The 15,239-nt window shown below is 58.9% G+C and carries 16 protein-coding genes; 10 read left to right on the top strand and 6 right to left on the bottom strand.

Features of this window, described 5'->3' with window-relative positions; genetic code table 11:
• Positions 1-11 precede the first annotated feature (11 nt).
• On the top strand, positions 12-1,232 hold the full coding sequence (locus FZF21_RS20165; RefSeq protein ID WP_181007806.1) for an aspartate aminotransferase family protein: 1,221 nt from the start codon (positions 12-14) through the stop codon (positions 1,230-1,232).
• Here FZF21_RS20165 and FZF21_RS20160 read toward each other — a convergent pair.
• Complete coding sequence (locus FZF21_RS20160; protein ID WP_032104001.1) at positions 1,229-3,316, bottom strand: YccS/YhfK family putative transporter; 2,088 nt, start codon at positions 3,314-3,316, stop codon at positions 1,229-1,231. The genes FZF21_RS20165 and FZF21_RS20160 overlap by 4 nt on opposite strands.
• A gap of 57 nt (positions 3,317-3,373) precedes the next feature.
• On the bottom strand, positions 3,374-4,006 hold the full coding sequence (gene crp / locus FZF21_RS20155) for a cAMP-activated global transcriptional regulator CRP (protein ID WP_000242758.1): 633 nt from the start codon (positions 4,004-4,006) through the stop codon (positions 3,374-3,376).
• Positions 4,007-4,316: 310 nt separating this feature from the next.
• Between crp and FZF21_RS20150 the strand changes: the two genes are divergently transcribed.
• Entirely contained in the window at positions 4,317-4,721 is a 405-nt protein-coding gene (locus tag FZF21_RS20150) for an OsmC family protein (protein ID WP_015571423.1), read from the top strand.
• Positions 4,722-4,806: 85 nt separating this feature from the next.
• Here the strand turns inward: FZF21_RS20150 and FZF21_RS20145 are convergent, their stop codons facing one another.
• From FZF21_RS20145 to FZF21_RS20135, 3 genes are read right to left on the bottom strand one after another with little or no spacing between them, the layout of a single operon-like run.
• A complete protein-coding gene (locus FZF21_RS20145; protein ID WP_003861663.1) occupies positions 4,807-5,676 on the bottom strand; it encodes a phosphoribulokinase in 870 nt (289 codons plus the stop codon).
• 30 nt (positions 5,677-5,706) lie between these two features.
• Positions 5,707-5,925 carry a YheU family protein gene (locus tag FZF21_RS20140; protein ID WP_014171926.1) on the bottom strand — a complete coding sequence of 73 codons (219 nt, stop codon included), beginning with the start codon at positions 5,923-5,925 and terminating at the stop codon, positions 5,707-5,709.
• A complete protein-coding gene (locus tag FZF21_RS20135; protein WP_047736927.1) occupies positions 5,925-6,944 on the bottom strand; it encodes a hydrolase in 1,020 nt (339 codons plus the stop codon). The genes FZF21_RS20140 and FZF21_RS20135 overlap by 1 nt, the downstream gene beginning before the upstream one ends.
• Positions 6,945-7,172: 228 nt before the next feature.
• Here FZF21_RS20135 and mdcA point away from each other — a divergent pair, with 228 nt between their 5' ends.
• From mdcA to mdcH, 8 genes are all read left to right on the top strand, one after another.
• Positions 7,173-8,828 carry a malonate decarboxylase subunit alpha gene (gene mdcA / locus FZF21_RS20130; protein WP_015571421.1) on the top strand — a complete coding sequence of 552 codons (1,656 nt, stop codon included), beginning with the start codon at positions 7,173-7,175 and terminating at the stop codon, positions 8,826-8,828.
• Complete coding sequence (locus tag FZF21_RS20125; RefSeq protein WP_032103998.1) at positions 8,828-9,685, top strand: triphosphoribosyl-dephospho-CoA synthase; 858 nt, start codon at positions 8,828-8,830, stop codon at positions 9,683-9,685. Before mdcA ends, FZF21_RS20125 begins: the two co-directional genes overlap by 1 nt.
• Positions 9,686-9,694: 9 nt before the next feature.
• On the top strand, positions 9,695-9,994 hold the full coding sequence (mdcC, locus tag FZF21_RS20120) for a malonate decarboxylase acyl carrier protein (RefSeq protein ID WP_000411786.1): 300 nt from the start codon (positions 9,695-9,697) through the stop codon (positions 9,992-9,994).
• A complete protein-coding gene (locus FZF21_RS20115; protein WP_017384167.1) occupies positions 9,987-10,820 on the top strand; it encodes a biotin-independent malonate decarboxylase subunit beta in 834 nt (277 codons plus the stop codon). The genes mdcC and FZF21_RS20115 overlap by 8 nt, the downstream gene beginning before the upstream one ends.
• Positions 10,820-11,620: a biotin-independent malonate decarboxylase subunit gamma gene (gene mdcE, locus FZF21_RS20110; protein WP_045142207.1), complete on the top strand. Its 801-nt coding sequence runs from the start codon at positions 10,820-10,822 to the stop codon at positions 11,618-11,620. The genes FZF21_RS20115 and mdcE overlap by 1 nt, the downstream gene beginning before the upstream one ends.
• A 123-nt stretch (positions 11,621-11,743) precedes the next feature.
• Positions 11,744-12,703: an AEC family transporter gene (locus FZF21_RS20105; protein WP_000222846.1), complete on the top strand. Its 960-nt coding sequence runs from the start codon at positions 11,744-11,746 to the stop codon at positions 12,701-12,703.
• A gap of 2 nt (positions 12,704-12,705) precedes the next feature.
• Positions 12,706-13,323, top strand: a complete 618-nt coding sequence (locus FZF21_RS20100; RefSeq protein ID WP_017693876.1) for a malonate decarboxylase holo-ACP synthase — start codon at positions 12,706-12,708, stop codon at positions 13,321-13,323.
• Entirely contained in the window at positions 13,323-14,219 is an 897-nt protein-coding gene (gene mdcH, locus FZF21_RS20095) for a malonate decarboxylase subunit epsilon (protein ID WP_032649703.1), read from the top strand. Before FZF21_RS20100 ends, mdcH begins: the two co-directional genes overlap by 1 nt.
• Before the next feature lie 85 nt (positions 14,220-14,304).
• Here the strand turns inward: mdcH and FZF21_RS20090 are convergent, their stop codons facing one another.
• Positions 14,305-15,237 carry a LysR substrate-binding domain-containing protein gene (locus FZF21_RS20090; protein WP_017384171.1) on the bottom strand — a complete coding sequence of 311 codons (933 nt, stop codon included), beginning with the start codon at positions 15,235-15,237 and terminating at the stop codon, positions 14,305-14,307.
• Positions 15,238-15,239 lie beyond the last annotated feature (2 nt).

The following is a 15,239-nucleotide window of genomic DNA, read 5'->3' as shown; positions in this document are numbered from 1 at the left end:
ATGGTCATGACATGGCAACTGAACAACCAGCAATTACCCGCGCGACATTCGATGAAGTGATCCTGCCGATTTATGCACCGGCTGAGTTTATCCCGGTGAAAGGGAGAGGCAGCCGCGTCTGGGATCAGCAGGGCAACGAGTATGTTGATTTCGCAGGCGGTATTGCGGTGACGGCGCTGGGCCATTGCCATCCTGCGCTGGTGGACGCGCTGAAAACGCAGGGCGAAACGCTGTGGCACACGAGCAACGTGTTCACCAACGAACCGGCGCTGCGTCTGGGGCGTAAGATCATCGATGCCACCTTCGCCGAACGCGTGCTGTTTATGAACTCCGGCACCGAAGCCAACGAAACCGCCTTTAAGCTGGCGCGCTACTACGCAACCACGCGTCATAGCCCGTACAAAACCAAAATCATCGCCTTCCATAACGCCTTCCACGGTCGCTCCTTCTTTACCGTTTCCGTTGGCGGCCAGCCGAAGTATTCCGACGGCTTTGGTCCGAAACCTGCGGATATCATCCACGTGCCGTTTAACGATCTGCACGCCGTTAAAGCGGTGATGGACGATCACACCTGTGCCGTGGTGGTCGAGCCCATTCAGGGGGAAGGCGGCGTCACGGCGGCCACCCCTGAATTTCTGCAAGGGCTGCGCGAGCTGTGCGACGAGCACCAGGCGCTGCTGGTGTTTGATGAAGTGCAGTGTGGGATGGGGCGTACCGGAGACCTGTTTGCTTATATGCACTACGGCGTAACGCCGGATATTCTGACCAGCGCGAAAGCGCTCGGCGGCGGTTTCCCGGTCAGTGCGGTGCTCACCACCCAGGATATCGCTTCCGCATTTCATGTGGGCTCACACGGCTCCACCTACGGCGGTAATCCGCTGGCGTGCGCCGTGGCGGGTGCGGCGTTCGACATCATTAATACGCCGGACGTCCTGAATGGCGTGAATGCGAAACGCGACCTGTTTGTGAAACATCTCCAGCAGATTGACCAACAGTTTGATGTCTTCAGCGACATCCGCGGCATGGGGTTGCTGATCGGCGCCGAACTGAAGCCGCAGTACAAAGGCCGCGCGCGCGATTTCCTGCACGCCGCCGCGCACGAAGGCGTCATGGTGCTCAACGCCGGGCCGGACGTGATGCGCTTTGCGCCATCGCTGGTGGTGGAGGACAAAGATATCGAAGACGGGTTAACCCGTTTTGCCGCGGCGGTCGCGAAGATCGTCAGAGGCTAATACGCGGTTCGTTTTAACCGGCGCGTTAACCAAATCCCGTGATGCGGGCGCTGACGCCATGCCACCGACGAAATGGTGTGCATGGTGTTCAGGTGCCCGAGAACGCGCTGTAAATGCTGCTCAAGGGTGCTCATCGGCCCATGGGTCAGCGTCTCCGGCGCTTCCAGAATGTTCGAATCCCCTGACTCGCCCGGCGCGTCATACTCCAGACGCTGCTGACAGCGCTGCAACGCAATTTCACACGACTGCAAATAGCGCTGCGCCAGATCCGTCGTCAGCATCGTGTGCTCCCGCGCCAGCGTCGTCATGGCATTGATGTGCTCGACGATAAACTGGCTGTGCGTGACCCACAGCTTCATGTCAGCCAGATAGTGCGCGTTAAAGCCCGGCTCCTGCATGGCCTGGTTAAGGGAGTTGAACAGGGCGTTATGCGCCTGGTTGACCTTCATGCGCTCGTAGGCCAACGGAGAGGGCTGCGGGTCATCGCTCAGAATAAGACGAATGGCCTGCTGATCAGCTTCGAGCGCGTCGTGGGCGTTCTGCCTGAGCAGCCCGCTTTGCCACTGCGGCCACAGCCAGACCATGCCGCCAAAGGCGATCAGGCAGCCAATTAGCGTATCGACCAGCCGGGCAATAATAAACTGTTCCCCGTTAAGCGTGAGCAGTTGCAGGGTATACACCGCCGTCACCGTAAAGCCCACCATCGCCCAGCCGTAGTTTTTGCGGATGATCAGGTAGCTCACCAGCGTGATTGCCAGCATACCGGCCAGGGTATAGCCTTCCGGCACGTGGAAGTGCAGCGTCACGCCCGCGATAATCAGCCCCGCCATCGTACCGCCCGCCCGATGCAGAATGCGCACCCGCGTGGCGCCATAGCCGTTCTGGGTGACAAACAGCACGGTCATTAAGATCCAGTAGGGTTTCGGCAGGTGCAGGGCCATTCCCATCAGGCTGGCGATGCTCAGCATCACACTGATCCGCGCGGCATTGCGCAGGGCGGAAGATTTCAGTGATAGATAGCTTTTGAGCGCGGGCAGCAGCGGCAGCCGTTTTTGCTTATCGGCCATCAGGTCCCGGGCATAAAGCGGGCGCTGGGTGCGTAACACCCGGGCGATGCGGCTGAAATGCCAGGCAGCAAATTGCCCGACCGGGTTATCCGCGTGCTGACGCGCAATCTTTTCCAGCGCGCCGAGCTGTTTGTCCATGTTAAAGCGCGTCGGGTAGCGGTGATAGAGGATATCGTCAGCCAGCACCCGCAGGCGGGCCGCGACGGTCTGCGCGTTCCAGCGGATCACCGCTTCCGCATGGCTGCGCTCCACCAGCTTTTGCACCTCTTCCGGATTATGAAGGCTGACGGAGATATGCTCCTGCAAATCCAGCCCGACCTGGAAGGTTCGCAGCAGCCGCTTGTATTCATGATTTTTGTTGGCGGCAAGCATGTGCAACTGCTGATAGCACTGGCTGATCAGATCCACCACTTTTTGCTGGCGCGCCAGCAGCGGCGGCAGGGATTTTTCCGGGTCGGTATGTTGAGTGAGCAGGGTGTATTTTGCTTCGCAGTATTCAGCAAGCTGCACGTAGAGCAGGCTCAGGGATTCGCGCAGCGGCTGTTCCCGCCACAGCCAGAACCAGAACCAGTTAAACAGCCCGTACCACAGCGTGCCGAGGGCGTAGATCAGCAATGGCTCCCACACCGGCATATTGCCCGCAAGGCTTAAGGTGAAGATGGCGGCAATCAGCGACGCGGGAAGCAGGCGGGCGTGCAGCGAGCTGATTTCGGCGGTGACGCCGAGCGTCATCGCCAGCACGGTCAGGATCAACGGCAGAGGAATGTCGCGGGCCAGTAAAAGTTGTACGGCAAGGCTACAGCCGGCAAACAGGCAGCCGCCAATAATCAGACGTTTAAAAAAGCGTTTATGCGGCGTATCCAGACCGGCAATGTTGCAGCAGGCGGGCACGAGGGAAAACAGCAGGCCTTGCTGAAGATGTCCGAGGATCAGGCCCACGGCCACGGGAAGACACAGCACCAGCGTTTGTCGTAGTGCGTAGTTAACTTCCGGGTGATAGATCAGCCTGCGCCACATGAGGAGTAGAGACAAAAACGGCGTGCCACCCTGCGGCGGCACGCCGTTTGACCGAAATTAACGGGTTCCGTAGACCACGATAGTTTTACCGTGTGCAGAGATCAGGTTCTGGTCTTCCAGCATCTTCAGGATACGGCCCACTGTTTCACGGGAGCAGCCGACGATCTGACCGATTTCCTGACGGGTAATTTTAATTTGCATACCGTCAGGGTGGGTCATGGCGTCTGGCTGTTTCGCCAGGTTCAACAGCGTCTGCGCGATACGACCGGTCACGTCCAGGAAGGCGAGGTTACCCACCTTCTCAGAGGTCACTTGCAGACGGCGTGCCATCTGGGAAGAAAGACGCATCAGGATGTCAGGGTTGACCTGAATCAGCTGACGGAATTTCTTGTAAGAAATTTCAGCCACTTCACATGCTGTTTTTGCACGAACCCAGGCGCTACGTTCCTGGCCTTCTTCAAACAGGCCCAGTTCACCGATAAAATCGCCCTGGTTCAGATAAGAAAGGATCATCTCTTTCCCTTCTTCATCTTTGATCAGCACGGCCACCGAGCCTTTAACGATGTAATACAACGTTTCCGCTTTTTCACCCTGGTGAATCAGCGTGCTCTTTGATGGGTACTTATGAATGTGGCAATGAGACAAGAACCATTCGAGAGTCGGGTCTGTTTGCGGTTTGCCAAGCACCATGCGCTGTTATCCTCTGTTATAAGCTGTCACCAGAGTCATAAGATGCATCCGGACTCTGGGGTTGCAATCGAATTCTTACCCATACCTGGGAAGTCGGCTGTCGTAACGTTTCGCAGCCAGTAAAGTTTGATGTCCTCTGCATACATGTGTAACGTCAATGTATTACTGTAGCATCCAGAGTGTTTTAGCATAGCTTTCGCCGCGTGTCTCCTGGTGTCTCGCTTCAGCATGACGCAGGTCGCCTTCCGTTGCGAGAAATGTAACGTACACGTAATCTGTCATAAAAAATGCAACGTTGGAGTGAGTGAATATGCAAGCGCGTGTGAAATGGGTTGAAGGGTTAACGTTCCTGGGCGAGTCTGCTTCTGGGCACCAGGTTTTGATGGATGGCAACTCCGGCGATAAAGCGCCAAGCCCAATGGAAATGGTGCTGATGGCGGCAGGCGGATGCAGTGCGATCGACGTGGTGTCGATCCTGCAAAAAGGCCGTCATGACGTGACCGATTGTGAAGTGAAGCTGACGTCGGAACGTCGTGAAGAGGCGCCCCGCCTGTTCACGCATATTAATTTGCACTTTATCGTCACCGGCAAAGAACTGAAGGACGCGGCGGTCTCGCGTGCGGTTGACCTGTCTGCGGAAAAATACTGCTCTGTGGCGTTAATGCTGGAGAAAGCGGTAAAAATCACCCATTCGTATGAAGTGATCGCGGCTTAATTTTTGGCGGGTGGCGCTTCGCTGACCCGCCCTACAAAAGCACGCCCGTAGGCCCGGTAAGCGCAGCGCCACCGGGCAAAACAATTCACGCGATCTGCTTTCCTTCCATCAGCCGCTGCACCAGCGGTGTCATGATCAGCTCCATTGCCAGCCCCATTTTTCCGCCCGGTACCACTAACGTATTCATGTGCGAAATAAACGAACCCTGTAGCATCGCCAGCAGCCAGGGATAATCAATGCCTTCCAGGTTGCGGAAGTGGATCACCACAAAGCTCTCGTCCAGCGACGGGATGCTTTTTGCAGCGAACGGGTTAGAGGTGTCCACGGTGGGGACGCGCTGGAAGTTAATGTGGGTTCGGGAGAACTGCGGCGTCAGGAAGTTGATGTAATCTTCCATGGAGCGCACCACCGAGTCCATGACCGCCTCTCGCGAATGGCCGCGCTCGCTCATGTCACGCGTCAGCTTCTGGATCCACTCAAGGTTAACAATCGGCACCACCCCCACCAGCAAATCCACGTGGCGCGCCACGTCGTGCTGAGGCGTCACCACGCCGCCGTGCAATCCTTCGTAAAACAGCACGTCAGTCGGTTCCGGCAGCGGCTGCCAGGGCGTGAACGTGCCGGGGACCTGGTTCCAGGGCACGGCTTCATCGTAGGTGTGGAGATACTTGCGGGACTGCCCGGTACCGCTTTGCCCGTATTCACGGAAGGTTTGCTCCAGCAGGCCGAAGTCATTGGCCTCCGGGCCGAAGTAGCTGATGTGTTTACCCAGATCGCGCGCCTTGCGGATGGCCATATCCATCTCCGGGCGCGTGTAGCGGTGAAAGCTGTCGCCTTCTACCTCTGCCGCCCGTAAGTTAAGCTGGGCGAAGATCTTGCGGAAGGCGAGGCTGGTGGTAGTGGTTCCCGCCCCACTCGAACCCGTAACGGCAATAACCGGATGTCTGGCAGACATAGCAACTCCCTGACTGGAAAAGTGTAAAGATCAGCCGTGAAACGCGTTGCGTGGCATGATATTGACCGTCTCATGCAGTTCGGACCATACCAGCACCACGTCGCCGCTTTTAAGCTGGCGCTTAACATCGTTGACCTTTTGTTCAAGCGAACGTTCATGTTCACCATAATCGGTGCCTTCGCGCAAGACAAAGCTTTCAATCAGATTATCGAGCGTGTCGGGAGAGAGATCCTGCCAGGGAATAATCATTATTTACCGTCCAGATAAGCCGTTAACCAGTCGGGAATACGCGTCTCAAGCCACATTTTTGGCCGACGCAGCGTGCCGCCGACAAAGCCGACGTGTCCCCCGAATTGGGTGAGCTGATACTCCACGTTGGCCGGCAGATGATCGGGCGCCGGAATCGAGTGGTGATCCATAAACGGATCATCTTTGGCGTGGATAATCAGCGTAGGTTTCGTGATTTGGTTCAGTAAAGGCATGGCGCTGCACTGACGGTAATAGTCAATCGCATCGGCAAAGCCGTGAATTTTCGAGGTGATCAAATCATCAAACTCGCGCAGGCGCTTCACGCGTTTGAGCTGTTGCAGCGTCACAGGCAGCGTATCCGGATAGGCCTTCAGCTTGCGCGCGGCGTTGGCTTTCAGCAGGTTGAGCAGGTAGCGCTGGTAGACCCGCGAAAACCCCTTTTCCATATGATAGCTGCACTGCTCCAGCATAAAGGGCGCAGAGACAATCACCGCCGCATCCAGCGGTACGGCGTCGCTCTCCTTCGCCAGCAGGCAGGCCAGCATATTGCCGCCCAGCGAATACCCCACCGCTGCCGTTGGCGCCTCGCCGAAATTGTCTCTTAGCCAGCGCAGGAACCAGGTGCCGTCCTCGGTTTCACCCGAGTGATAAATGCGTTTCTGACGGTTAGGCTCGCCGCTGCATCCGCGAAAATGCATCACCACCCCAAGCCAGCCGCGGGCTTTCGCCGCCTCAACGAGACCGTGCGCGTAAGGGCTGTGCAGGCTGCCTTCCAGACCGTGAAACACCACCAGACGGGGTTTATGTCTGGCCCGATCCGGCTCTTCGCTCCAGGCGAGATCCAAAAAGTCGCCATCCGGCAAATCCAGGCGTTGCCAGTGCGGGGTGAACTGTACCTTGCGGCGGATCAGGCGCGGCAGCATGGTTTGCAGGTGAGGGTTAGCCACACCGCGCATGGGCACGAACTCTGCGCTCTCTTCGGCTGCAATGTCGAAGTCTGAGGGAATGATTTGGGTCATAAGGGCGATGCTGATTCTTGTCAGAAATTAACTATACCTTCCGAATTGTACCCCGTTTAGCCCGTTTTTCCGAAACATGAACTGATCCCGATCACAAATATTTACCTTGATTATTACTCTCAGGCTAATGATTTGGCTCTACGCTTAATTGATGCCTTTCTCACCAGAGCGCACACTTTACTCAACGTTAAGCAAATCAGAATGATGTGCTGAATCAGGAGGTTAATAATGTTATCTGGGCAAACACCCACCCGGCAATGGAACACCCGACGCAGTGAGAAAGCGCGTCGTCTGGCGTCCGTACCGGTGCAGGGCAAGGTACTGCCAACAGGCGATCTTGTCGCCATGCTGGAAAAACTGATCGCACCAGGCGACAAAGTCGTTCTGGAAGGCAACAACCAGAAGCAGGCGGATTTCCTTTCCCGTTCACTGGCGGAAGTGAACCCGCAAATCGTGCACGATCTGCATATGATCATGCCGAGCGTGGGACGCAGCGAACATCTGGACATCTTTGAGAAAGGCATCGCCCGCAAGCTGGACTTCTCCTTCTCCGGTACGCAAAGCCTGCGAATCTCCCAACTGCTGGAGGATGGTCAGCTCGAAATCGGGGCGATTCACACCTACATCGAACTCTACTCACGTTTATACGTCGACCTATCGCCAAACGTGGCGCTGATTGCCGGTTTTAAAGCGGACCGCAAAGGCAACCTTTATACCGGGGCGAGTACCGAAGATACTCCGGCGCTGGTGGAAGCCGCCGCGTTCCATGACGGCATCGTCATCGCGCAGGTGAACGAGCTGGTGGACGACGAGTGCGACCTGCCGCGTGTGGATATTCCGGGCTCGTGGATTGATTTTGTGGTGGTTGCCGATAAGCCGTTCTTTATCGAACCGCTTTTCACCCGTGACCCGCGCCTGATCAAACAGGAACATATCCTGATGGCGATGATGGCGATTAAAGGCATCTACGCTGAACACCAGGTGCAGTCCCTGAACCACGGGATTGGCTTTAACACCGCAGCGATCGAGCTGCTGCTGCCAACCTACGGCGAACAGCTCGGACTCAAAGGCAAAATCTGTAAACACTGGACCCTGAACCCGCATCCAACGCTGATCCCGGCCATCGAAAGCGGCTGGGTGGAGAGCGTCCACTGCTTCGGCGGCGAGCTGGGAATGGAAGAGTACATCCGCGCCCGTCCTGACGTGTTCTTTACCGGTGCCGATGGCTCCATGCGTTCTAACCGCGCCTTCTGCCAGCTGGCTGGTCAGTACGCGGTCGATATGTTTATCGGCTCCACGCTACAGGTTGATGGTTACGCTAACTCCTCAACCGTGACCCGCGGCCGTCTTTCCGGCTTCGGCGGCGCGCCAAACATGGGCCACGATCCGCACGGTCGTCGCCACGCCACACCGGCCTGGCTGAACATGATCACCGAGCCTGACCCGATGCAGCGCGGTAAAAAGCTGGTTGTGCAGATGGTGGAAACCTTCCAGGCGGGCGTGAAGCCAACCTTCGTGGAAAAACTCGACGCCGTTGAGGTCGCGAAAGCCTCCGGTATGCCGCTGGCGCCGGTCATGATTTACGGCGATGACGTCACCCACGTGCTGACGGAAGAGGGGATTGCTTACCTCTACCGGGCGAAAGATCTGGAAGAGCGTCGCGCCATGGTCGCCGCCGTGGCGGGTATCACCGATATCGGTCTGGGCGTTGACGCCAAACGCGTGGCGGAACTGCGCCAGAGCGGCAAAGTTGTGTATCCGGAAGATATGGGCATTCGCCGCACCGATGCCACCCGTTCGCTGCTGGCGGCCGGTAGCGTCGCGGACCTGGTGGAATGGTCCGGCGGTCTTTACAACCCACCTGCGAAATTCCGGAGCTGGTAATGAAACTTTTGCCCCAGATCCAGGTTGAAGGCGGTGCCGAATGGCTGGCGCGAACCGCCACGCAGTGTCTGATTGACGAAGCACGTTTAAGCCCGAAGCCCGGTCTGGTGGACAGCCGGGGGAACGGCGCGCACCACGATTTATCGCTTGCGCTGATGGAGCGCTCCGCTCACAGCCTGACCCCCACGTTTCAGGCGCTGGCGCAGCAGAGCTGGCAGCGTCCGGCGGATATTGCCCTCAGGCAAACCGTTGGCCGCCTGGGTCGCGAAGGTGAACGGCAGATGATGGCCGCTACCGACGGCGTGAACACGCACCGTGGCGCGATCTGGGCGCTGGGATTGCTGGTGAGCGCGGTGGCGATGCTGGGCGGCGATGCCCGGGCGCAAACCGTCGCGAACACCGCCGCTCAGCTGGCGAAGTTGCCGGATGACGCGGCGCCGAAAGTGTTCAGCAAGGGGTTACGCGTCACGCACCGCTACCGCGTACCGGGCGCGCGTGAAGAGGCTCAGCAGGCGTTTCCGCACGTTATGCAGCGCGCGCTGCCGCAGCTTCGCCTCAGCCGTCTCAACGGCAGCAGCGAAACGCAGGCCAGACTCGACGCGCTGATGGCGATCATGACCTCGCTCACCGACACCTGCGTGCTGTCGCGCGCCGGCATGGAGGGGCTGGACGCCATGCAGAACGGCGCCCGTGCGGTGCTGAACGCCGGAGGATGCGCAACCCTCGCCGGGCAGCAGGCGCTGGCGCGGTTAGACCGTCAGATGCTGGCGCTTAACGCCTCGCCGGGCGGAGCCGCAGACCTGCTTGCCGCCACGCTGTTTCTTGACCGCGCCGAAACGCCCTATTCAAAGCATTAAGAGGATGTTATGGAAAAAATCACATTGACCGTGCCCGCCAGCCGCGAAGTAAGCGGCAGGGCGCTGGCAGGGGTCGTCGGTTCCGGGGATATGGAGGTGCTTTTCACCGCCGAACCGGGCCAGACCTTAACCATTGATATCACCACCTCCGTCGACAACAGCCGCGGGCGCTGGGAGGCATTGTTCAACCGCCTGCAAACCGTCAGCAGCCTGCCCGCAGGTAAGCTGACCATCCACGACTTCGGCGCGACGCCGGGCGTGGCACGCATTCGTATCGAACAGGTTTTTGAAGGGGTGAACCATGCGTGATGACAGCAGCTTTATCGAATTAAAAGCGCGCCAGCGTGCGCAGGCGCTGCTCGACGACGGCAGCTACCGCGAACTGCTGGATCCGTTTGAAGGCATTATCTCTCCGTGGCTTGGGCCGCAGGGGATTGTTCCTCAGGCCGATGACGGCATGGTGGTCGCGAAAGGGACCATCAACGGCCAGCCTGCGGTGGTGGTGGCGATTGAAGGCACCTTCCAGGGCGGCAGCATGGGCGAAGTGTCCGGCGCCAAAATGGCGGCAGCGCTGGAGCTGGCGGCGGAAGATAACCGCAACGGCATTCCGACTCAGGCGGTGCTGTGCCTCGAAACCGGCGGCGTACGTTTGCAGGAAGCCAACCTCGGCCTGGCGGCGATTGCCGATATCCACGCCGCGATCGTTGACCTGCGTCGCTATACCCCGGTCGTCGGGATTGTCGCCGGGACCGTGGGCTGCTTCGGTGGGATGTCTATCGCCGCGGCGCTGTGCAGCTACCTGATTGTGACCCGCGAAGCGCGGCTCGGCCTCAACGGTCCGCAGGTTATCGAGCAGGAAGCGGGCATTGAAGAGTATGACTCCCGCGACCGTCCGTTTATCTGGAGCATGACCGGCGGCGAAGTACGCTTTGAAAGCGGGCTGGTGGACGCGCTGGTGGGCGACGGCGTGAACGCGGTGAAAGCCGCGATGAACGAAGCCATCGCCAAAGGCGTACCGGCGAAACATCGCACCGATAACTACGACGATTACCTGAACCGTCTGACGAATTTCGACACCCGCAAACAGGCCGATGCCGAACAGATTAAAGCGCTTTTTGCCCGGGAGGTGAAATGATGACTAACTCAATTAGCCGTGGCGAACTCTGGCTGGAAACTCTGGCCCCGAACGCGAAACGTCTGGAGGGGTTATGCCCGTCCGTGAAGGCCGCAGACGGCGAGCTAAACGGTGAAACGGTGCGTTTTGTCGCCGTGGTGCCGGACGCCAACAACCACTTCCCGCGCGCGGCGCAGGGTGAAGTCGGCCTGCTGGAAGGATGGACGCTGGCAAAAGTGGTCAGCGAAACCGTCGCCGCCGACGCAGATAAAGCCGTGAAGCGCCCGATTGTGGCGGTAATCGACGTCCCAAGCCAGGCCTATGGCCGTCGCGAAGAGGCGTTTGGTATCCACCAGGCGCTGGCCGGCGCCGCTGCCGCCTACGCTAATGCGCGGCTGGCGGGTCATCCGGTGATTGGTCTTATCGTCGGTAAGGCCATGTCCGGCGCGTTTCTGGCGCACGGCTACCAGGCTAACCGTCTGATTGCCTTCAACGATAAAGGCGTGCTGATCCATGCCATGGGCAAAGAGTCTGCGGCGCGCATTACGCTGCGTACCGTTGAGGCGCTGGAAAAACTGGCTGCAACCATTCCGCCAATGGCGTATGACATCAGCAACTACGCCACGCTGGGGCTGCTTTCCGACCTGCTGGATATCAGCAATCCGGATGCCCCTACCGAAAGCGATCTGACGCGGGTGAAAACCACCCTGCAACAGGCCATCAGCGACGCTCGTCAGGACACCACGTTGAAAAACCGTCTGGGTGCTGACAACCGCCGCAGCTCGGCGCTCGTACGTGAACGTATGCGAGCCAGCTGGTAAGTAAAAAGAGACCTGCCAGATGCATCACCCCGTGGGCGCGCCCGTTGCGTCCACGCGGGAACCTGCATCCTGAAAATAATAAACATCGCGCCAGTGCTTAAACTTTTTTACTACAGGTGATTTATGACTTACGTAATTGTTCATGCTCTTGCACCGATTTTCGTCATCATGCTGCTGGGATTCTGGGCCGGTAAGGCAAAGATGGTCGATAACAAAAATGTTTCCCTGCTGAATATCTTCGTGATGGATTTTGCACTCCCGGCTGCGCTGTTCAGCGCCACCGTGCAAACCCCGTGGACCGGCATCGTGGCGCAGTCGCCGCTGATCCTGGTGCTCACCCTGGCGATGTGGATCACCTATGCGGTCATCTACTTCCTCGCGACGAAAGTGTTTAAAAAATCCCCGCAGGATGCGGCCGTGCTGACGCTTACCGTCGCCCTGCCAAACTACGCGGCGCTTGGCCTGCCGATTCTGGGCAGCGTGCTGGGCGAAGGCCCTTCAACCTCACTGTCCGTGGCGGTCTCCATCGCCTGTGGTTCAGTGTTGATGACCCCGTTCTGCCTGCTGATTCTGGAGCGTGAGAAAGCCCGCGCCGAAGGCAATAACTCGGGTTCAACGCTTTCCATGCTGCCGGTGCTGATGTGGCGTTCCATTAAAAAACCGATCGTGATGGGCCCGCTGCTGGGTGTGATCCTGTCCGCTATCGGCATCAAAATGCCGGAGCTGGTACTGGCGGCGATTAAACCGCTGGGACTGTCTGCGACCGCTGCGGCGCTGTTCCTGACCGGGGTGATCCTCTCCGCGCGTAAACTTCAGATCAACACCATGGTGATCACTTCCACTATCGCCAAGCTGCTGATCCAGCCAGCGATCGCCTGGGGTATCGTTTTAATCTTCGGTCTGCACGGCTCCGTGGCGATCACCGCCATCCTGATGATTGCGCTGTCCGCGGGCTTCTTTGGCGTGGTGTTCGGTAACCGCTTTGGCGTGCAGTCGCCGGATGCTGAAGCCGTGCTGCTGTTGAGCTCCGTACTGTGTATCCTGTCGCTGCCGCTGTTTATCTCGCTGACTTCAGGAATGTAATCATGACCACAACATTACGCCCACACGACCTCATCTGGCTTACCGCGCGCGACGCCCTGGAAGGGATTACCGAATCCTGGGTGGACGCGGCCTGGCATGCCGGACTACCGGTAGTGGTGCGGCGTGATGTTGATAATGAAGGCCGTATTCCCGTTGGCGTGCGCGGATTGCGCCGCGACCAGCGGGCGGCCGGATGGGTGAAGCCTGAGAACGTGTTGCGCGTGGTGTCGCCCGAAGATTTGAGCGTTGCCGCCGACCTGCTGCGTTCGCCGTTTATCACTCAGCCGCCGGTTCAGGTGGCGCTTCAGCTTGCGCAGCAGTCGTGGCCGTGGACGTGGGGGATAACCGGCAGTACGGGTTACGCGCTGGCGACCGGCATTCCGGTGATCCACGCCGACAGCGATCTCGATCTGCTCATCCGCGCCCCGCGTGCCGTTTCCCCTGAGGCGTTTACTGGCTGGCAGGCTCAGCTCAGCCGTGCGTTGTGCCGGGCGGATACGCAGGTGGACACGCCCGAGGGCGGATTCGCGCTGGCGGAATGGTTACGCGACGGCAAAACGCTGCTAAAAACGCAATGTGGACCGCGCCTGGTGGCGGATCCATGGCACAGGGAGGAGTAATGAAAATACTGTTTACCTTTCCGGGGCAGGGCACACAGCATGAAGGTATGCTGCAAAACCTGCCGGGAACGGAGCTGGAGCAGGCCCGTGCTGTGCTGGGGGCGGAAGTCGATACCCTGGACAGCGCATGCTCGTTAACCCACACCCGTGCGGTTCAGCTTTCGCTGTTGATTGCCGGCGTGGCGTGGGCGCGCGAGCTGGAACGTCGCGGCGTGTCGCCGGATATCGTCAGCGGGCTGTCCATTGGCGCTTATCCTGCGGCGGTTATCGCCGGTGCGCTGGACTTTACGGACGCGCTGAAGCTGGTGGCGTTGCGCGGCGATCTGATGGAGCAGGCGTATCCTCACGGCTACGGCCTGACGGCGATTATGGGGTTGACCCTGCCGCAGGTGGAAAACCTGATTCAGGGGACAGGAACCTATATTGCTAATCTGAACGCCGAAACGCAGATCGTGATTGCCGGAACCGATGACGGCATGGCGCAGGTGGCGGAGCGCGCCCTGGCAAAAGGCGCGAGCAAGGCTAAGCGGCTGGCGGTGAGCGTACCGTCGCACTGTGAACTGCTGGCGGAACCGGCGCAGAAGCTGGTGGCAGCATTTAATTCGGTCACGCTTTCACGTCCGCGCTGTGCGTACCTGAGCGGCAGTACCGGACGCGTGCTCTGGCAGCCGGAGAAAATTGCCGACGATCTGGCGATGAATATGGCGCGAACCGTGCGCTGGCAGGAGGCGGTGATTTCCGCTAACGAGCGTGAAGCGCGGCTGGCGATTGAGATGCCGCCAGGGGGCATCCTGACCTGTCTGACGCGGCAGGCGGCGTGGGAAGGTGAATCCATTTCGCTGGAGCGCAGCGGGGTGGACGTGGCGGTGCATCTGGCGGGTCGGCTTCGTGCATGAGTTTTTAGCCCGGTGGCGCTACGCTTACCGGGCCTACAATTCGGGAGTAGGCCCGGTAAGGCGCAGCCGCCACCGGGCAATAACATCAGGCACTATCCTGCAAACTTCTCGCATACATCCGCCCTTCCGCGGCCAATGCCCGCAGGCTCGGATCCTGCTCGCGGTTGCGGGCAAAGACGATCGCAATCAGCTGCTGCATCTGGTACGGCTGCGCCAGCTTCAGTAGCTGTACCGAATTTTCATACACTTTCTTCATCCTGCCCGGCATCAGCGTAAACCCGACCCCCGCCTGCACCAGACTCAGCATCGAGAAGATATCGTTCACGCGCGTCACAATCTCCGGCTCGAAACCGGCGATATGAAACGCTTCCTGAAACCCGGCGTAAGTGGCGAACCCTTCCGCGAGGGCGACAAACTTCTGATCTTTATAATCACGCAGATCGGCGGGGCCGCTGGTATTCAGCGTGGCAGAGGCCGGTGCGGCAAGGAAAATATCGTCATGGAACAGAGGAAGCACTTCGAGGCTGTTACGGTCGATATCGCTTTCGGAAATAGAGATTAAAATCGCATCCAGCGACCCCTCATCCAGCATATGGAGCAGGGTTTCGTTCGAGCCCATCGTCAGATCCATCTCCAGATCCGGACGGCGCAGCTTCATGCCCATTATCAGGCGCGGCACAGTTTCCAGCGTCAGCGAGTAGAGCGTGCCGACGCGCAACCGTCCCTGGCCGATACCGGCGATCTTGCGCGACTCTTCCAGCCCGCGCTCCATCACCTGCATCACCTCCTGACAATACTCCAGCAGCGTCCACGCGGAGGGGAGGGCAATCAGGTTACGCCCTTTGTGAGCAAAGAGCGGGCAGCGGACGTTCTCTTCGAGGGTATGCAGCGCGCGGTGCACGCTGACACCGCTCAGGCCGAGCGTTTCGGCGGTACGTGCGATATTGCCCTTCTCCATGAACGTCATGAAGATGCTGAGCTTACGGAATGTAATCTCGCTCGTGGTATCGAAGCCCATAA

The sequence above is a fragment of the Enterobacter sp. LU1 genome, from assembly GCF_008271405.2.
In the GTDB taxonomy this organism is placed as follows: domain Bacteria; phylum Pseudomonadota; class Gammaproteobacteria; order Enterobacterales; family Enterobacteriaceae; genus Enterobacter; species Enterobacter hormaechei_C.
Note: the sequence above shows the minus strand (reverse complement) of the source record. Positions and strands in the feature narration are given on the sequence as shown.